The sequence below is a fragment of the Pannonibacter carbonis genome (assembly GCF_003012935.1).
Lineage (GTDB): Bacteria > Pseudomonadota > Alphaproteobacteria > Rhizobiales > Stappiaceae > Pannonibacter > Pannonibacter carbonis.
This window is the reverse complement of record NZ_PUDR01000011.1, coordinates 115,263-133,823: the sequence shown is the minus strand read 5'-3', so window position 1 is coordinate 133,823 and position 18,561 is coordinate 115,263. Positions and strand designations below refer to the sequence as shown.

Annotated in this window: 17 protein-coding genes and 1 riboswitch; of the genes, 8 read left to right on the top strand and 9 right to left on the bottom strand. The window is 65.0% G+C overall.

Annotated features, from left to right (window positions below):
* Positions 1-32: 32 nt before the first annotated feature.
* The 8 genes from C8348_RS15965 to C8348_RS15930 all read right to left on the bottom strand — a co-directional run bounded on the left by C8348_RS15965 (position 33) and on the right by C8348_RS15930 (position 8,530).
* Entirely contained in the window at positions 33-1,160 is a 1,128-nt protein-coding gene (locus C8348_RS15965) for a RuBisCO large subunit C-terminal-like domain-containing protein (RefSeq protein WP_106754362.1), read from the bottom strand.
* Positions 1,160-2,161: a transketolase family protein gene (locus C8348_RS15960; protein ID WP_106754361.1), complete on the bottom strand. Its 1,002-nt coding sequence runs from the start codon at positions 2,159-2,161 to the stop codon at positions 1,160-1,162. Before C8348_RS15960 ends, C8348_RS15965 begins: the two co-directional genes overlap by 1 nt.
* Before the next feature lies 1 nt (position 2,162).
* Positions 2,163-3,092: a transketolase gene (locus tag C8348_RS15955; RefSeq protein ID WP_106754360.1), complete on the bottom strand. Its 930-nt coding sequence runs from the start codon at positions 3,090-3,092 to the stop codon at positions 2,163-2,165.
* Positions 3,093-3,221: 129 nt separating this feature from the next.
* The gene (locus C8348_RS15950) at positions 3,222-4,022 is read right to left on the bottom strand and encodes an ABC transporter ATP-binding protein (protein ID WP_106754359.1); all 801 of its coding nucleotides are present in this window, start codon (positions 4,020-4,022) and stop codon (positions 3,222-3,224) included.
* A complete protein-coding gene (locus C8348_RS15945) occupies positions 4,019-5,026 on the bottom strand; it encodes a FecCD family ABC transporter permease (protein WP_106754358.1) in 1,008 nt (335 codons plus the stop codon). Before C8348_RS15945 ends, C8348_RS15950 begins: the two co-directional genes overlap by 4 nt.
* Entirely contained in the window at positions 5,023-5,931 is a 909-nt protein-coding gene (locus C8348_RS15940) for an ABC transporter substrate-binding protein (RefSeq protein ID WP_106754357.1), read from the bottom strand. Before C8348_RS15940 ends, C8348_RS15945 begins: the two co-directional genes overlap by 4 nt.
* The gene (locus C8348_RS15935; RefSeq protein ID WP_198647090.1) at positions 5,928-6,560 is read right to left on the bottom strand and encodes a DUF7676 family protein; all 633 of its coding nucleotides are present in this window, start codon (positions 6,558-6,560) and stop codon (positions 5,928-5,930) included. The genes C8348_RS15940 and C8348_RS15935 overlap by 4 nt, the downstream gene beginning before the upstream one ends.
* An 11-nt stretch (positions 6,561-6,571) precedes the next feature.
* Positions 6,572-8,530, bottom strand: a complete 1,959-nt coding sequence (locus C8348_RS15930; RefSeq protein WP_157950447.1) for a TonB-dependent receptor plug domain-containing protein — start codon at positions 8,528-8,530, stop codon at positions 6,572-6,574.
* A gap of 156 nt (positions 8,531-8,686) precedes the next feature.
* A riboswitch (cobalamin riboswitch) is annotated at positions 8,687-8,902 on the bottom strand.
* Between the two features lie 167 nt (positions 8,903-9,069).
* Here C8348_RS15930 and C8348_RS15925 point away from each other — a divergent pair.
* The 8 genes from C8348_RS15925 (at position 9,070) to C8348_RS15890 (ending at position 17,240) form a co-directional block, all read left to right on the top strand.
* Positions 9,070-10,140 carry an ABC transporter substrate-binding protein gene (locus C8348_RS15925; protein ID WP_106754355.1) on the top strand — a complete coding sequence of 357 codons (1,071 nt, stop codon included), beginning with the start codon at positions 9,070-9,072 and terminating at the stop codon, positions 10,138-10,140.
* Entirely contained in the window at positions 10,137-11,183 is a 1,047-nt protein-coding gene (locus C8348_RS15920; protein ID WP_106754354.1) for a FecCD family ABC transporter permease, read from the top strand. The genes C8348_RS15925 and C8348_RS15920 overlap by 4 nt, the downstream gene beginning before the upstream one ends.
* Complete coding sequence (locus C8348_RS15915) at positions 11,180-11,926, top strand: ABC transporter ATP-binding protein (protein WP_106754353.1); 747 nt, start codon at positions 11,180-11,182, stop codon at positions 11,924-11,926. The genes C8348_RS15920 and C8348_RS15915 overlap by 4 nt, the downstream gene beginning before the upstream one ends.
* A complete protein-coding gene (locus tag C8348_RS15910; RefSeq protein ID WP_106754352.1) occupies positions 11,923-12,525 on the top strand; it encodes a hypothetical protein in 603 nt (200 codons plus the stop codon). Before C8348_RS15915 ends, C8348_RS15910 begins: the two co-directional genes overlap by 4 nt.
* Positions 12,510-13,121, top strand: a complete 612-nt coding sequence (locus C8348_RS15905; protein WP_198647089.1) for a hypothetical protein — start codon at positions 12,510-12,512, stop codon at positions 13,119-13,121. The genes C8348_RS15910 and C8348_RS15905 overlap by 16 nt, the downstream gene beginning before the upstream one ends.
* Entirely contained in the window at positions 13,114-13,626 is a 513-nt protein-coding gene (locus tag C8348_RS15900; RefSeq protein ID WP_106754351.1) for a hypothetical protein, read from the top strand. The genes C8348_RS15905 and C8348_RS15900 overlap by 8 nt, the downstream gene beginning before the upstream one ends.
* 115 nt (positions 13,627-13,741) lie before the next feature.
* A complete protein-coding gene (murJ, locus tag C8348_RS15895) occupies positions 13,742-15,274 on the top strand; it encodes a murein biosynthesis integral membrane protein MurJ (RefSeq protein ID WP_106754350.1) in 1,533 nt (510 codons plus the stop codon).
* A 136-nt stretch (positions 15,275-15,410) separates the two neighbouring features.
* On the top strand, positions 15,411-17,240 hold the full coding sequence (locus tag C8348_RS15890; RefSeq protein ID WP_198647088.1) for a methyl-accepting chemotaxis protein: 1,830 nt from the start codon (positions 15,411-15,413) through the stop codon (positions 17,238-17,240).
* Positions 17,241-17,282: 42 nt separating this feature from the next.
* Here C8348_RS15890 and C8348_RS15885 read toward each other — a convergent pair whose 3' ends face one another.
* A complete protein-coding gene (locus tag C8348_RS15885) occupies positions 17,283-18,560 on the bottom strand; it encodes an amidohydrolase family protein (RefSeq protein WP_106754348.1) in 1,278 nt (425 codons plus the stop codon).
* Position 18,561: the final 1 nt, after the last annotated feature.

The following is an 18,561-nucleotide window of genomic DNA, read 5'->3' as shown; positions in this document are numbered from 1 at the left end:
GGCTTGTCAGTGTTGCAGCAGGCTGCTTGCCTTCAACCGTGTTCCCGCTCGACCTCGTCCAGCGCCCGGCGCATGGCGGTGATGCCGGAGCCGATGTCGTCGCCAAGGCGCAGGAGGCTGCCGCCGAGGAGATAGACCACGTCGCTGCCGTACATCCGGGCCATTTCACCGGCCCGTTCCACGCTCATGCCGCCGCCGGGGCTCGGCAGCATCGCCCGGCCCGGGCCGTCCGCAAAGCGGCAGGCATCGGCAATCGACTGGCATTCGGCCACGGTGAAGCCGAAACGGCCGCCGACATTGGGGAACACCGAGATATCCGAGCCCGCGATGCGCTGCAGCGTGCCGAACATCATGGCGTGGGTGAAGCCGGTGTCGGGCGAGAGGACATAAGGTCCGAGGAAACTCGGATGCGTCATCACCGGCATGGCCAGCCGCTCGTCGGCGGCGATCCGGGCGGCGATGCCGAAGCCGAGCAGGCCCGGCATGATCAGGATGCCGTCGGCGCCGGCATCCCGGGCAAAGCGGACGTTGGCGTCAAGGTCCTGCGGCTCGCCGGCAAGCGAGGGGAAATAGAGCGCCTTGCGCCCGGTTTCCTCCTGAGCCCGCGCCAGGGCTGCGGCCGTCTTCTCGACGCGCTCGCGGAAGGGGGCCATCGGCTGGTCCATGATGCCGTGGTCTTCCTTGACAATGTCGGCCCCGCCCTTGGCGCAGAGATAGGCGATGCGGGCCAGCGCGTCGGCCCCGAGCCCCTGCGGCTTCAGCACCGGCGCGATCAGACCGCCCTTCGGCCGTCCGGCGAGCCTGCGGATGCCCTCGATGCCGAAGCGCGGCCCGGGATGGCGGGCCTGCATCGTTGCGCCGAGGGCAATGTCGATCACCTTCAACCCGCGCTGGATGGAGGAATTGCCGAAGATCACGTTGAAGAACTGGGCGACCTCGAAACCGGCGCTGTCCGGGCTGTAGCTGATGACGGCCCGGAACGTGTCCTCACTTTCGCGGCCGATCTCCTCGATCTGGCCGAGGATCTCGTCGGCGATATAGCCTTCCGGCACCACATCGCGGGGGACTTCCACGGTCTGCTCAAGCGCGATGGCCTCGGCGCGCTGGCGCGCCTCGGCCTCGCTTGCGGCGAAGATGCGGTAGGTGACGGCAAACCGCATCAGAGCGCCTCTGCCTTCACGGCCGAATGCACGGCGTCGACGCGCACGCTGTCGAGGGCGTCCTCGTCGATGCCTGTCTGCTGCCCGGTCAGGTCCTCGATGGCCTTGACCAGGGCCATGGCGTCGAGACCGTAGTAGCGCATCAGATAGGGCTTGGAGCCGCCATGGGCATAGGTGTCCTTGAGGCCCAGCCGGATCAGGCGGCGGCCCATGCCCGCGTCTGCCATGGCTTCTGCGGTCATCGAGCCGATGCCCCCGGCAATCAGGTGGTTTTCCAGCGTGATCACGCCGTAACGGACGCTGGCGGCATGGTCGAGGATTGCCTTGGCGTCGAACGGCTTCAGCGTGTTGAGATGCAGGTGGCGGACGGAGACGCCGACCTTGGCGAGGGCCCCACCGGCGCGCATCGCCTCTTCCGTGGTAATGCCGGCGGTGATCACCAGCACGTCGCTGCCCTCGGACAGGACACGCAGCTCGCCGACCTTCATCGGATCCTTGAACAGGCGCGGCACCGAGCCGCGCAGCACGCGGGCATAGACCGGGCCGTCGATGCTGTCGGCGGCCTCGACGATGCCTTCCACTTCCGTGGCATCGCCGGTTTCAAGCACGGTCATGTTCGGGATGGTGCGCATCACCGAGATGTCCTCGATGGCCTGGTGCGTCATGCCGCCCGGCGTGGTGATGCCCGGCAGGAAGCCCATCAGACGCACCTTGCGGCGCGGATAGGCGATGGAGGCCATCAGCTGGTCATAGGGACGGCGGTAGAGAAACACGCCGAACGTATGGATGAACGGCCGGAAGCCGGCAAGGCCAAGGCCGCCGGCGAAGGACAGCATGTTCTGCTCGGCCATGCCCATGGACAGGAACTGTTCGGGATGCCGGTCACGGAAGCCGTCGATCTCGCAGCTCGAGGTCAGGTCGGCGGAGAGGCACAGCACTTCCGGGTTCTTGACCGCGTAGCTCTCGAAGGCGGCCGCGTAGGGGCGGTTGACCATTTCCATCTCAGTGTTCCCCCAGCTTGATCGGCTCGATGCCCAGTTCGGCAGCAATCGCGATGTTCATCTCCGCGCGCTCGGCGTCCGACTTGAAGCGGACATAGTGCAGGCGCGGGAAGCGGCGCATCAGGAACTCCATGCCCTTGGTGGGCGAGGAGTTGGCCAGGATAATCAGCGGCTGGCCTTCATGCGGGGTCGCCTTGGCCTGGCGCATGGCGGTGAGGTCATGGGCGTCGATCTCGGCCACGACCGCGCCGAAGTTGCGCAGCTTGGTGGCGATGTCGCCGACGGTCATGACGCTGTCCATGGCGCCGTCGCACTGCTGCCGGTTCACGTCCATGATCGCCCAGACATTGTCGATGCCATGGTGGGCGGCCGCCTGCACGGCTTCCCAGGTCTGGCCTTCCTGCACTTCGCCGTCCGACATGAAGACGCAGACTTCGCCGCTTTCGCCGCGGCGCTTGCGGCCCCAGGCAAGGCCCGCACCGGTCGACAGGCCGATGCCCAGCGTGCCGTTGTGCACTTCCATGCCTGGGCTGTGCTCGGCGCCGATCATCTCGACCGAGGATCCGTCCTGGTTGAACATCTCGAGGCCTTCGGGGGCCATCCGGCCAACCTCGATCAGCGTGGCATAGGCAACCAGCGCGTAGTGCGCCGGGGCGATGAACAGCCGGTCATACTGCGGTTCGAAGGGGCCGTTGTAGCCTGCGCCCGTCACGTAGGTCGTGTTCTCTGCCGAAGGGACGCCGCCGAACGGGGGCGGGATCATCGGCAGGGTCGGATCGCCCAGCTTCAGCGCCTCGTTGTAGAGAAAGGCGAGCTGTTCAGCTGCAGAGCAAGCCTGGCTCAGGTAGCCGCCATTGTTGCGCATGCAATGCTCGAACACCCGCCTGCGGATGCCGAGCGCGATCTCCTCGGTCGTCTTGACGTTCTTCACAGCCGTCTCCGTCCCCTCTGGAAGTTGGTTCCCTGAGGTTATGCCGGGCCAATGACACAATTGTCAAATGCATTTGACTTTTGATGAAGTGACGTCGCCGACTTGGCTTGCGGCTCAACACTCTGGCTGTCAGAGCCGCGCGATCGGAACGACCAACCGGCGATGATCGCTCTGCAAATGTCCGATGCGGATGTTGTAGGTCGCGGCCATACGATCCGACGTCAGCACCGCCGCCGGGCTGCCATCAGCAACGAGTTTTCCCGTGTCGAGCAACAGGAGACGGTCGCACCAGGCGCTGGCCAGCGTCAGGTCATGCAGCGAGACCACGACGCTGACACCGTCGGCGACCAGATCGCGGAAGCACTGCATGAGGGCGAGCTGATGTTCCGGATCGAGGCCGTTACAAGGCTCGTCGGCAAGGATCAGGCGCGGGTCCTGTGCGAGCAGGCGTGCGATCAGGACGCGCGCCTGTTCGCCGCCGGAGAGGCGGTTGAAGGGCCGGTCGGCGAAGGCTTTAACGTCCATCCGGCGCATGGCGTCTTCGACACTTCTGAGGTCCTCAAAGGACGGTGCCGGACGAATGAAGCCAAGCCCTCCGGCCTGATGCGGCATGCGGCCGAGCGCGACAACATCGCGGCAGCGCAGCGGCCAGACAACGCTGCGCTCTTGCGGCAGGAAGGTCAGTGTGCGCCCGCGTTCGGCGGACGTCATCTGCGCCAATGGCCGCCCTTGCCACCGGATGTCGCTGCCGCGCTGGCCAAGTCCGGCCATGGCCTTGAGAAGGCTCGACTTGCCCGCACCATTCGGTCCGATGAGACCGACCAGTTCCGGGCGGGGCAGGGCAAAGCTGACGTTCTCGACGACTGTCTTGTCCCCGCGCTTCAAAGTCAGATTCTGGACCAGGAGCCCGGGGAAGGCGTGGCTGTTCATTCGGTATCCTTTCTGAGGCGGACCAGCAGCCAGAGGAAAAAGGGAGCTCCGAGCGTTGCCGTAACAACACCGAGCTTCAGGTCCCTGTCCGGCAGGATCACCCGCGCCACGCAGTCTGCGGCCAGCAGAAAGGCGGCCCCGCCGAGGGCGCTTGCCCACAGCAACCGTCCCGGCCGGTAATCGACAAGCGGACGCAGCAGGTGTGGCACGATCAGGCCGACGAAGCCGATCGCACCGCTCACCGCTGTCGCAGCGCCGACGCCGATGGCTGTCCCCAGGATCGCCCGGCGTCGCAGGCCACTGAGACTGATGCCAAGGCTTGCCGCCACGTCGTCGCCAAGGGAAAGCGCCTCCAGCCCACGCTGGCAGGACAGAAGCAGCGCCACGCCGACGACAATGAAGGGCAGGGCCAGTCCGACATGCACCAGACTGCGGTCCGTCAGCGAGCCCATCAGCCAGAACACGATCTCCATCGCGGCAAAGGGGTTGTCGGACAGGTTGAGCACCAGCGATGTAAGGGCGCCTGCGAGTGACGAAATCGCGACACCGGCGAGGATCAGCACCAGCCGGTCGCCGGACCGGCCCGCCAGGAGTTGCAGGAGCACGACGGCGGCCAACGCCCCGGCGAGGGCGCTGAGGGGAAGGGCGAGGCCGAACAGCGCCGAGGCACCGCTGTAGATGGCGATGACCGCGCCGAGCGAGGCAGTCGCCGATACGCCGATGAGCCCCGGTTCGGCCAGCGGGTTCCGTAAAAGACCCTGCAGCACCGCTCCGGCAAGACCCAGGACGGCGCCGATGGCCGCCGCCAGAATGGCGCGCGGCAGGCGGATCTCGCGCAGGATGACGGCGTCGACCGTCTGCGTATCCGAACCGGCAGACATCATCAGCCCGAGCGGATTGAGCCAGACTTCCCCAAGGGCCAGCGAGAGGCCGAACAGGGCGAAACACAGAAACGCCAGCAACAGGGCCAGTTGCGCCGGATGGCGTGAAAAATGATCGGTCATGGTTTGGCGCTGCTTTCCTCCGGCTTCATTTCGGTCCGCTCGACGGCCTGCCGCAGCCGTGTGACCGCCTCGGCGGTGAAGGGGGCGCCGCAGATCGAGTAGCGCACGTCCGCCGCGATCCGCCGTTCGTCGGGGAAGCGCAGGTCTAGGGCGGGATGGCGCAGGATCTCGGCCGCCCGGGAGGGGTTGTTCACGAAGCGCGGCGAGATCATCACGTAGTCCGGATCCGCCAGAAGCAGCCGCTCCAGCGGCACGCGCCGTGATCCGTTGATGCCCATTTCTTCCCCAAGATGGCGGAGGCCCGCTGCGCGCACGATCTGGTTTTCCAGGGTTCCGGCGCCAGCGGAGTAGGTGTTGGTGGCGTAGGACCCGACAACGGGAGCCTCACCCGCGCTCCACCGCGACGGCGTCTTTGCCAGCTCTGTCTCGAAGGCCGCGACCAGCGCTTCGCCCCTGTCCTTGTTGCCAAGCAGGTCCGCCATGCGGCGGATGTTGGCCTTGAGATCTTCGAAACTTGCCTCGGGCGTGAATTCCTCGACCCTGGTCCCCAGCCGCTTCAGGAGCTGCACGGTTGCCCGGGTCGTGTAGATGCCAGCGAGCACCAGATCTGGCTCAAGTCGGATGATCTCCTCCGCCAGCCCGTGGTTGATCGCCATTTCGGGCGTGACAAGGTCGCTGACCACTGCCATGTCCGCGCGCGCCGCCAGGCGTGACACGGACACGAGCTGCCCTGGCCGCGCGATCAGCAGCGCCAGCTGGTCGGTACACAGGTTCATCGAGACAACCCGCTGCCCCTCCTGACCCGGCGGGATCGGGCCAGGAGGGGCTTCGGCCGTGGCCCCTGCTGACGCGAAGGGCATCAGCAGTGCCAGGACCGCAACTGTCATGCGGCGCAACTGCTTCATGACTGGCGGAACCCCTTGCCTTCGGCGTCCAGAGCCTCTTCCGGACGTCCCAGCCAGCGGGCCGACAGCGCACGCCAGGTCGCGAGACGCGAAAAGTCCGGGGTTTCCGACAGGCTGTCGTTGTCCTCGATGAAGGGATTGGGCATGAACACCGAGATCATCGGCTCGCCTGCGCCATTGACCATCTCGAAGCCCCAGCTCACCGGCTTGCCATCGCGTCCGAAGCTGCGAAAGAACGACGCCCGCGACGGCTTGCGATGCCGCCGCTTCTCCTCCGGCGTCGGAAACTTCGGCGATCCCATGTTTTCGCCGATGCAAAGGTGAAAATGCCCGCCATTGGCGAACATCACCGTCAGGTAGGCGTCGAACAGGCTGATCTTCACCGGAGCACCGGGGCACTTCCATTCATAGGCTGCCCCTTCGATGATCGGGCCAAACCGGATGCCCTGCCAGTGTTCTTCGAAGATCTCGCGCAGCAGGGGCTCGAGAACCTCCTGCGTTGCCGGAATGTCCCAGATCTCGCGGCTGATCTTGCCTTCCGCGTCCCTACGGACATCTGTCGGTGCGGGGCCGGCAACAGGGAGCGAAAGGACGGCGGCCTGCGGGCTTGAGTCTGCAGTCATGGTCATGCGCGATCTCCTCAGAAGGTGCCCTTGATGCCGACAAAGGCGGTCGCGCCCGGCGTGTTGTAGCCGTAGACCTCCTCGTAGTTCTGGTCGAAGGCATTCTCGACCCGGCCGTAGAGCGTGAAGTTGTCGTTGAGCTTGTAGTCAGCGCCGAGATTGACGAGGACATAGTCGTTCAGTGTCACCCGGTTGCGCGGGGTGGCGTTGATCCACTCGGAATCCTGCTTCTGGCCGCTGTAGATCGCATCGAGAAATGCAGAGGCGCGGCCGTCGAGGAACGTGTACTGCAGCCCGGCAGAGCCGCTGTGCATCGGCCGGCGCACCTCCTCGCGGCCATCCGGTTCGCGGGCGTCCAGATAGGTGTAGGCAAGGCGCGCAGTCAGTCCCTCGATGATCTCGGCGCTGGCCGAAACCTCGACGCCCTGACGCTTGCTGGTGCCCTTGAGATTGATCGGGGTTGTTGCAGAGCCGGGCAGGTAGGCGGTCTGGATCTCGTCTTTCAGCCGTTCCCGGAAGTAAGTCACGTCAACGGTCAGCCGCTCATCGAGAAGCTTCTGCTCCACGCCAATGTCCCAGCCGAAGTTCTCTTCCGGTGTCAGGTTCGGGTTGCCGACAAAGCGGGAGGGCTGGAAGCCGAACTGCTCGTAGAAGGTCGGATTGGTCACACCTGTGCCGATCGAGGCATGCACCCGGGTTCCAGTCTCCTGGTGCAGGTAGGCGGCCGAGGCGTTGTAGGTGAGTGTGTCCTTGAATTTTTCGTTGCGGTCATAGCGCAGCGCACCGGACAGGAAGATCCGCTCCAGAAGATCCAGCCGGTACTCGCCGACATAGCCTGACAAGTCGCGCTGCTGCCGCCGGCCCTGGTCAGGACTGCCGGGATAGGCGTTCTTGTAGCTTTCCCGCTCCCACTCGATCGCGCCGGTGAGGCTGTGGGCAGCCTGCAGGAAGCTCTCGGTCTGGAAGGCAAGCGTGCCCTGGTAGCTGAGGTGCAGGCGATTGTCGTCATTGCCGTTGCGGTTGTTCGAGTTCAGGCCGCGCCGGCTGAGATCGGTGTACTCGACCCGTGCCCGCTGCACGAACAGGTCATCGAACAGGGACCATGTGAGCCCCGCGCCGCCATAGATCTCGCGCGTCTTGTTGTGGCTGTAGGTGTCGATCACCTGGCCCTGCGTCGGGCGGTCCGGATAGGCGAAATCCTGGTCGTCGGTGTCTGACTTGCGGTTGACGAAGCGCAGGTTGGCGTCAAGCACCAGCTTTTCGGTCAGGTCGGCACGCACCTTGCCATTCAAGGTCACGTTGCGGTCGCCGTCCTTCTCGTTGCCGTAGTCGGAGATGTTGAAGCCGTCGGTCCGGCGGAGCGCCGCCGAGAAGGCCCCGTCGATGCGGTCATTGCCGCCCTGGACCAGAAGGTCGGTGAGGACCGTCTTGTCGGTGCCCACCTCGCTGCGTCCGGTGACCCGGTAGCCGTTGCGCAGGCCACCCTTGGTGAAGATGTGAATCACGCCGGAGGCGGCATTCGAACCATAGAGCGCGCCCTGCGGCCCGCGCAGTACCTCGATCCGCTCGATGTCGGACGCCTGCATGCCGCCGAAGTCATATTCCCCCGACGACGATGAGGCCACCTCGACGCCGTCGATCAGGACCAGCACATGGTTGGCTTCCGATCCGCGCAGGCGGATCTGCGTAAGGCCGCCGAATGAACCCGTGCGCGAGACAGCAACGCCAGGCACCTGCCGCAGCGCATCGGCAACATAGCGAACCTGCGATTTTTCGAGGCTCGCGCCCGTGATCACGGTTGTGGCGCGTCCGACTTTCTCCGCTTCCAGAGGCGTGCGGCCGGCGCTGATGACGATGGCTTCAAGCTGTTCCGGCTCTGCGGCCGCAGGCGTGACGGCGGTAAGGGAAAGGGCAGGGACGAGCCCGCCGGCCAGAAGGCACGGCAAGGCAATGCCGGTGGTGAACCGGTTCTTCATGACAAACACCCGCGTTTGGCGGCGGGCCGTGCCCGCGCCAGCATAGGACGACGCACCGCCTGACAGGCGGACGCGGCTCAGCGTCCGCCCAAAGGACGGCAAGGTTTGGGTGTCACCTCAACGGGAAACCGCGCCTCGACACACCCCGTATCGAAGGCCGGGTGACTGAGCGCGGCAGGTCTCCTGGCTCACGGGTCGCCGTGTGTGTCCGCCTTCCCGGGATCTGGCCTTGGGCCTCCCAGTGGCATGAGTGGACGCACACTCTCCGTTCACAGTTGCGGGGGCAGCCACGGTTTCGGTCCCTGATGGGTACGCCTCACCGTGTTCCCTTTTCATCCGTCCTCCGACGGAACCACGTTCGCGGTGCAGCATGCGTGTCCAACGCGCCGCCTGTCAAGGTTGCACGCGGCGGGTCCCCCGAAAGGAGGGGGTATGTGGCCAATTAATACTTGATTTTAAAACTCATGAATTTTAGACAAGATCCTGAAAAGGGGCGTTAGCCAATCGCCAGGCCCGCAGTTTCATGAAAGAGCAAAATCATGCGCATTGCAGGCGTTCTGCTGCTTGGCCTCCTGGCCACGGCGGCCCAGGCTGAACCGATTGTCATCACCGATCACGAAGGCCGCACGGTGGAGCTTGCTGCGCCGGCTGGCCGCATTGCCTCCATCCCAATCCCCATGGCCTCGACCCTGATCGCCATCGATGGCGCGACCTCGAAGCTGGTCGGCATGAACCCGACGGCCAAGTCGGCGATTGTCGAAGGGATCCTCGGCACGATTTTCCCCGAGGCCAAGGACATCCCGTCCGACATCACCGCGCCGAACTTCATTCCGAATGTCGAAGAGCTTGCCGCGACACGGCCTGATCTCGTCATCCAGTGGGCGGGCCGTGGCAAGGACTACGTCGATCCGATCACCAATGCGGGCCTCACCGCGATGCTGATCTCCTATGGCACCGAAGCCAAGACGCGCGAGTACATGTCGATGGCGGCAACCGCCATGGGCAAGTCGGAGCGGGTCGCCGAACTGAACGAGTGGCGCTCCAGCGTCGAGGCGGACCTTGCTGCAAAGTCCAAGACCATCGCGGACGACAAGAAGCCCAAGGTGCTTTACCTGCTGCGCGCGCAGGACGGACTGACTGCCTCGGGCACCAAGGGCAACTATAATGCCTGGTACATTGAGCTTGCCGGCGGCCAGAACGCCTCGGCGACCGTCGAGGGCAATGGCGTCACCATCAGCCCCGAGCAGATCGCGGAGTGGAACCCGGACGTGATCCTGCTCAACAGCTTCGAGGCCAAGCTCGGGCTCGAGCGTATCGCCAATGACCCGATCCTGTCACTGACCAAGGCCGCCCAGTCGGGCAGTGTCTACAAGCTGCCGCTCGGCGGCTACCGCTGGGATCCGCCGAGCCAGGAGAGCCCGCTGACCTGGATGTGGCTCGCCAACCTGCTGCACCCGGACGTCTTCTCCTATGACCTGCGCGCCGAGATGAAGACGGCCTACAAGCTGCTCTACGGCCATGATCTTACCGATGACGAGATCGACAGCATCCTGTGGATGGACATGCAGGGTGGCCAGACCAACTATGCCGCCTTCGCGCGCAAGGGATGACCATCGCCCTTGATCACAAGGCGCTGCCTGCCGCTTCCATGCGGCGGGCAGGGGTCTTTGCGGCGCTGGTGCTGCTGCTTCTGGCGGCAATTGTTCATGCCATCTCCGCCGGGCGCTTCTCTGTGGCGCCAATGGAAGTCCTGACGATCCTGATGCGTGCTGCTGTTGACGGTGTCGGCACCGAGATGGCTGACCGCATCGTGGCGCTGGTGCGGCTGCCCCGTGTTCTGCTGGCGGCTTTAAGCGGGGCTGCGCTGGCTGTTGGCGGCGCGGCGTTGCAGGGCGTGTTCCGCAATCCCCTCGTCAGCCCGCAGGTTCTGGGCATCAGCCAGGGTGCAGCCTTCGGCGGGGCGCTGGCGATCCTGACCGGAATCTCCGGCGTGCTGCTGCTCGGTATGGCCTTTGTCGGTGGATTGGCTGCGCTGATCATGGTCGGCTTGCTGGCGCGTATTGATGGCCGCACCGAGGTCATCACTGTGATCCTGTCGGGCATGGTGATCGGTGCCCTGTTTGCGGCCCTGGTATCCATTGTCCAGTTCGTCGCCGATCCGAATACCTCCCTGCCGGCAATCGTCTACTGGCTGATGGGCTCCTTCTCCACCGCCACCTGGGCCCGGCTCAGCCTTGCAGTTCCTGGCTTGACGCTCGGTCTCTTCGCCGTCTGGCTGTTGCGCTATCGCATCAACCTTCTGGCGCTTGAAGAGCAGGAAGCGCGCAGTCTCGGCGTTCGTCCGGACAAGGAACGCTGGCTCGTCTTCATCGCCATCGCGCTGATGACCGGCACGTCTGTCGCCGTCGCAGGGATTGTCGGCTGGATCGGGCTGGTCGTGCCGCATGCCGCGCGCATCATCGTCGGCGAGGATCACCGCGTGCTCATTCCAGCATCGGCCCTTCTGGGTGCCGCCTACCTTGTCTTCGTCGACACGCTCGCCCGCTCGCTCACCAGTGCCGAGATTCCGCTTGGTGTGCTGACGGCGCTGATCGGTGCGCCTGTGTTTGCCTTGCTTCTCCGCCGCCACTTCAGACAGGTGAACCGGCCATGATCGGACTGGACAATGCCGCCGTCGCTTTCCAGGGGCGAAGGCTCTTCCAACGCATATCCTTCACGGTCGAAACCGGCCGCACGCTGGCCGTTCTCGGACCCAACGGGCGGGGCAAGACCACATTGATCCGGGCGCTGCTGGGGCTCCAGGTGCTTGCTGAGGGACGCCGCTCCGCTCCCGATGTCACGGGCTACGTCCCGCAGCACGGTGCCAGCCAGTCGCGGCTGACAGGTCTCGATGTCGTGGTTATGGGCCGCGCTGCCCGCATCGGCCTGTTCGGCCAACCCGGCCGCGGCGATATTGCTGCGGCTGAAGACGCGCTGCGCGAGGTCGGTGCAAGCGAATTGGCGGGTCTGCGCTATGATCGCCTGTCGGGCGGACAGCGCCAGCTTGTGCTGATCGCGCGTGCGCTTGCCACCGGTTCGCCGGCTCTGGTTCTTGATGAACCGACCTCGGCATTGGACCTTGGCAACCAGTCCCGCACGCTGGATCTGCTGGCGCGTCTTCGTGACCGCCGCGACCGTGCCATTCTCTTCACCACGCATGATCCCAATCATGCGCTCGCAGCGGCTGATGATGTGCTCCTGATGCTGCCGGGCGGCGAGGAACAGCATGGGCCTCTCGCCGAGATGATCACGCCCGATTTGATGCAGCGGCTCTACGGTGTCGAGATGCACTGGGTGACGCTGCCAACGGGTCGCAAGGCAATCGTGCCGGCCTTTGCCGGGAGTGCTGCTGCATGACCGTGTTGGTGCTCAATTCCGGCTTCGCCGAGCCCTCTGCCACGGTCCGCTCGCATCCCGCCGCCCGTATCGTGTCTCAGGCGTCGCTCTGTGGCCAAGACCTTGCTGCGGCTACAGGTTTCGTGACCGGCAATCTCCTTGACCAGAATGCGCTCCTTGCGTTCAAGCCCGATCTGGAGGCCTTTCTGGATCGGGGCGGGCGCTGGTTCTTCAACGGGCACATCGTTCGTCCGCTCTTGGACGGGCTCGGCATCTATCAGCCGATGGCCGCGCCAAAACGGGCAGATTTCACGCTGCACCAACTGGCGATGCACCCGATCTTCGACGGCATTGCACTGGAGAAGCTGGAAACCAACAAGGGCGTTGCCGGGTTCTATGGCCGCGGCGCAAATCCCCTTCCGGCAGGTGCTGTCGCTGTCACGGGGCTGGCTGGCGGGACAGTTCCGGTGGACTGGGTCTGGCTGCGCGTTCGCGGCGGCCGGATGTTTTCCCATGCCGGCAACGATCTGGGCCAGATGGGGCTTGAGTGGGATCTAGCTCCGCTGCTGCAGGCCCGAATCCTTGACTGGGCCGCAGGAGGGCCATGCCTGTGCGCCTGATCGCCATCTCCGCCGGCACCTATTATCACATCGAGAGCCTGGAGGCGGAGCGCTACGCCTGTCTCTTTGACGACGTGATCGCCCCCGAGCAACTTGTCGGCGCGCTGAAGCCTTCCGACTGTCTTTTCGTCCCCTGCCGCACACCGCCGCAGCGGATGATCGGACAGAGCTCTGTTGTCGCAGCTCACCTGGACGCCGGCGGCACCGTCATTGCCATGGGTGAAAGCCGCAGCGATCTCTGGGCGCCCGCTATCGTGTTCCATGAACGGCCGACAAACTGGTGGTGGTGGCTGGAGCCGGATGCCGATCTCGGGAACCGCGTCACCGCACCATCCCATCCGCTGATGCACGGCATTGGCAAGGACGATGTCACCTGGCATCTGCACGGCCATTTCGATGTGCCGGATGGCGCAACGGTCCTTGCCGAGGACCTGGCCGGCCAGGCAATCGCCTATGTTGATGACGTCTCCACCCCGGGCCGTCTCGTGGTGACCTCGCTCGATCCGATGTATCACCACGGATCGCATTTCATGCCGGCGACCACCCGTTTCCTCGACAAGTTCCTGCCCAACCTGAAAGCCTGGATGAATGGATAAGGATGTTTTGACTGTCGCCGAGGGTCAGGAGACGCTGGCGTTCCGCTTTGCCGATCTGCTGCTCTACCATGGCACCGGATTTCCTGGTGGCGTTGCTCACGCATTCAAGGCGATGCAGGCCGCTTTCCCGCTGCTTGATGAAGCTCCCCTGCAACGCCGCGAGATCACCGTGTTGACGGCCTTCGCCGGCCTCGGTGGACGCGATGCGGTGGAAATGGTGACAAGGGCGCTGACCGATGGCCGCATGAGCGTTGACCGCTCGCTCGGCGGGCGTGACGTGCTCAGCGAACCGCCCGGCCCCTATCTCTGGCGCTTCACTTACCGCGGCCGCACAGTTGAGGTCACAATCCGGCCCGGACATGTGCGCGAAGAGTTCGTTCGGCTGGGTGCCACTCCTGACCGGACACCGGAACAGGAAACACGACTGACCGAGCTGAAACAGGAGATGGCCACTCGCCTTCTGGCACTTGCCGCCACCGAGATCTACGAGGCCAGGCTGGTCTGAGTCCCTTCTTGGCCGCCGGGGCCCGGCCCGCAGGCCAGCAGAATCCTCTGGCCATTTGCCGTGCCCGGGCCTAAGCCTCACGGCCATTGCAAATGCGTTGATTGGGGACCGGGTCATGTTGCGGCGGCTGAGTGTCATCGGGGGCTGGACGCTGGTCAGCCGGCTGTTCGGCTTCTTGCGCGATCTGGTCATGGCCAGCGTGCTCGGTGCCGGGCTGCTCGCCGATGCGTTCCTGATCGCCTTCCGTCTGCCCAACCATTTCCGCGCCATCGTCGCGGAAGGCGCCTTCAACGCCGCCTTCGTGCCCACCTATGCCGCGACGCTGGAGCGGGACGGGCCGGAGCGGGCAGCGCGCTTCCGCTCGCAGATGCTGTCCTGGCTGATGCTGGTGAACCTAGTCCTGCTGGCGCTGGCGCTGATCGCCACCGGCTGGCTGGTGTTCCTGCTGGCGCCAGGGCTCGGCACGGGCGCCGAGGGGGTGCGTGACCTCGCCATCGACCTCACCCGCATCACCTTTCCCTATCTCCTGTGCATGTCCGTCGTCACGCTGATGTCCGGCGTGCTCAATGCCGAGCGCAAGTTTGCCGCCGCTGCCGCCGCGCCCGTTCTTCTGAACGTCGCGATGATTGCGGCCTTCTTCTCGGTGCAGTGGTTCCCCGATGCGGCACATGCAGCGGCCTGGGGCACGCTGGTGGGCGGGGTTCTGCAGGTGATCCTGCTGACCGCGGCTGTCGCCCGCGCCGGCCTCGGCTTTTCCCTGCCGCTGCCGCGCCGCGACGGCGAGGTGGCGCTGTTCTTCAAGCGGCTCGGACCCGCATTGCTGACAGCCGGAGTGGTCCAGGTTGCCGTCTTTGCCGACACGATCCTTGCCAGCTTCCTGCCGACCGGCGCGCTGGCGCATCTGGCCTATGCCGACCGGCTGTATCAGCTGCCGCTCGGCGTCATCGGCATAGCGCTCGGCACGGCAATCCTGCCCGAAATTGGTCGGGATGCCGGTGTTGGCGCTGAAGACAAGGCGCGCCGGGTGATGGACCGGGGCTTGCGGATCTGCCTGATCATCGGTCTGCCCATCGCCCTTGCCATGGCGTTCCTTGGCGAGGAAGCGATCCGCGTCCTGTTCCAGCGCGGGGCCTTTGATGCGGCTGCGACAGCTGGCTCTGCTGCTGTTCTGTCCGCCTATGCCGTGGCCCTGCCGGCGGCCCTTGCCATCCGTACGCTGGTCGCGGCCTTCAACGGGCGCGGCGACATGACGACTCCCTTGAAGGCGCTGGCCGGGGCAACCGTCGTCAACGTGGCACTGAAGGCGCTGTTCAGCGCCGACCACGGCGCAGCCGGCCTTGCCATGGGCACCTCGGCCGGTGTCTGGATCTACGCGGTCACGCTCTACGTGCTGTGCCGGAAGCGGGGTTACGTCAGCCCCTTCGCGGTTGCCGACATGGTTTTCGTGCCGCTGGCGGCCGGCTCCATGGTGCTGGTGCTTTGGAATATCGATCTGCTTGTTGCCCCGATGCTTGCCTTCCTCTCGCTTCTGCCGGTGTTGGCGCAGGGGCTGGTCTGGCTGCTGAGTGCCGCGATCCTTTCGTTCGGAGCCTATTTCCTTGTCTTTGCTGCAGGAACCATCCTGCTGCGATGGGCAAAGCGTGGATGACAACTGGGGTGGTACACTGAACGGATGGCGTCTGACGTAGCTGTCAACTTTCGAGAGCGCGAAAGTCGTTTACAGGTTGCTCACTTCTCCGACGTAATCTTGGCGCAATCTATGTTTTGCGGCGTTGGAGATGTCGGTGTCAGTACTCAATGCGTCCAGGCAAGGTGCCGCGCCCTCACCGGTGACAACCACGGCGGAGCGATCCGGCGGCAGCGCGGCCAATGTGCTCACGCAGCAGCAGAAGCAGCAACTCGCCACGTGTGTCGAAAAGCTGTTCAACAGCGCCACGGACGACTGCGTAGCGACGGCCCTGGACAACGGCATCCCGGCCAGCGTCCTGCTTGATGCGCTGGACGCCGAGATGAGCCAGGGCTTTGCCCGGCTCAGCCGCAAGTCTGTGCTGGGTCGAGGCAGCAGCCATTATGTCGACTTCGCACATCGCTATGCCGCCGCTATTGCGACCGTTCACCGTGCGCTTGCGGCGCGCTCGTTGAAGGAACAGGCCGCCGAACTTGCGGCGGAGTCCGACATTTCGAACTTGCGCAACATGGCCCGGACTGTCGCAGACGTGAACGAAGTCGCAATCGAGATTGCGTATCTTGCGCGCAACACGCATGTCTCAACCGAGGGGGCCCAGACGATCGCCTCCGCCGTGGCCGAACTCGTAGCCAGTGTTGAAGAAATCGCCCGTTCGAGCAACGAGGCACTTGCGGATGCCAACAACACGCGGCGCTCGTCGGATCAGGCGCTGAAAGCTGTCAGCAACCTGCGCAAGACCAACATTGCTGTGACGGAGGCCACGACTGAAACCAAGCTGCGGTCGTCGGAACTGGCGTCCGCCTTCGATCAGATCGCGGAAGTACTCAATGTCATTGACGCGATCTCGAAACAGACCAATCTGCTGGCGCTGAACGCGACAATCGAAGCAGCGCGGGCCGGAGAGGCGGGAAAGGGCTTTGCCGTCGTTGCCAGCGAGGTGAAGGCGCTGGCCAATCAGACGGGGTCGGCGACCGAAGGCATCGGCAGGCGGATCGCCGAAATGCGCAGCGTGATCATCGGCATGGGCGAAGCGATGACCCGCTCCGAGCTTGCCGTCGAAAGCGGCATCTCGGCAATCGAGGATGTTGCGGCGTCGGTCACGGAAATCTCTCATGCCGTCGGAACGGTGTCCAACCGCATGGACGAAATTGCCTCGGTTCTCGGGCAGCAGAAACAGGCGACCGAGGAGATCGGCAATCTGGTCACCGTTGGTGCGGACCTGGCGCGCGACAATGAGAAACTGTTGCTGAAGATGGCTGCACGCCTGCAGGACAGCAACGACCGCTTCTCGGAGGCCGCAACCGGGTGGTTCTCCGCTGCCTCGCCGCGCGCCCTTTGCGAAATGGCCAAGATTGATCACACCCTGTTCAAGAAGCGGGTGGTGGATGTTCTCATGGGCAGGACGGACTGGAAGTCGGATCAGGTACCTGACCATCACGCCTGCCGCCTTGGCAAGTGGTATGACACGGTCGACATACCCGCAGTCAAGACGGCGTCCGCCTACGCGCGGCTGGTTGATCCGCACAAGCGGGTGCATGAAGCGGCCAAGCGAGCACTTCAGCATCATGCGGCCAACCGCCCGGGCGATGCACTGGCAGCCCTGAACGATCTGAACGATGCCAGCCATCAGGTGCTGCAGCTGCTCGACGAGTTGTCGCAGAGTCTTCAGCAGGACCGTGGTGCTGACGAACGGCGCAAGCATGAGCGGGAAAAGATGGCCCGCCACGCACGCCTGACTGGTCCCGAAGGTACGCGCAATGCGGTCATCGAAGACATGTCCAAGGGCGGGGCCAAGGTTGACGGCATTCGTCCGACGGATGTCGGCGCGAAGCTGAGGCTCGAACATGACGGCTGCGGCTGCGAGGGCGTTGCCGTCTGGTCGAATGGCACTGCTGGCGGGCTGAAGTTCGTCGCCGAAAAAGTCTAATCAGGACGGTCTGGCTGGATCGTCCAACGCAGACCGTTCCGCTCAATGCCGCCGGCGGACGCTTGCCGGGCGGCCAGCAAGGCTGAGGCGGGCATCGTTGCGCGCGCGCTCGGCCACCACCTTGCCCTTGGAGACCACGGCGAGCCGGTCGGGCCTGAGGCGCAGCGCTTCGGTCGGCGTGCCGGCATCCAGCACCACCAGCGAGGCCATGCAACCCGGCTTCAGGCCGTAGCCCTCAAGGTTCATGATCTTGGCGTTGTCCTCCGTCACCATGCGGAAGCAGCGCGCCATCTCCTCAGGGTGCGTCATCTGCGCCACATGCAGGCCCATGAAGGCCACGTCCAGCATGTCGGCGGTGCCGAGCGAGTACCACGGGTCCAGCACGCAGTCCTGGCCCCAGCCGACCGTGATGCCAAGCGCCTGCATCTCCTTCACCCGCGTCAGGCCGCGCCGCTTCGGGAACGTGTCGTGCCGTCCCTGCAGGGTGATGTTGATCAACGGGTTCGGGATCGCCGTCATGCCGCTTTCGGCGATCAGCGGCAGCAGCTTGGAGACATAGTAATTGTCCATGGAATGCATGGACGTGAGGTGGCTGCCGGCGGCGCGTCCGCCAAGCCCGTGCCGGGTCACCTCGGCGGCCAGCGTCTCGACGTGGCGGCTCATCGGATCGTCGGTCTCGTCGCAGTGAAGGTCCAGCATCAGCCCGCGCTCGGCGGCGATGCGGGCGAGATCCTTCACCGAGGCCGCGCCGTCGTCCATCGTGCGCTCGAAATGCGGGATGCCGCCGACGACATCGACGCCCATGTCGAGCGCGCGCAGGACATTCTCCCGTCCCGTCTTCGTGCGGTAGAGCCCGTCCTGCGGGAAGGCGACGAGCTGCAAGTCGAGATAGGGCGCGACCTTCCGCTTCACCTCCAGCATTGCCTCGACGCCGCGCAGATGGTCCGGCGTGGTGTCGACATGGGTGCGGATGGCGAGCAGGCCCATCGACACGGCCCAGTCGCAATAGGTCAGCGCCCGGGTCACCATGTCGCCGGTGCTGGCGATCTCGCGCAGTTCCCCCCAGAGCGAAATGCCCTCCAGCAGCGTGCCCGAGGCATTCACGCGGGGCAGGCCGTAGGACAGCGTCGCGTCCATGTGGAAATGCGGGTCGACAAAGGGGGGCGAAACAAGGTCGCCGCTGGCGTCGATGACCCGGCCGGCGCTGGCCTGCGCGGCAGCCTCGATCCGGCCGACCTCGGCGATGCGGTCGCCGCGGATGCCGATGTCGGCGACGGTGCCGTCGGGCAGCGTGCCGCCGGCGATGACGAGATCGAACATG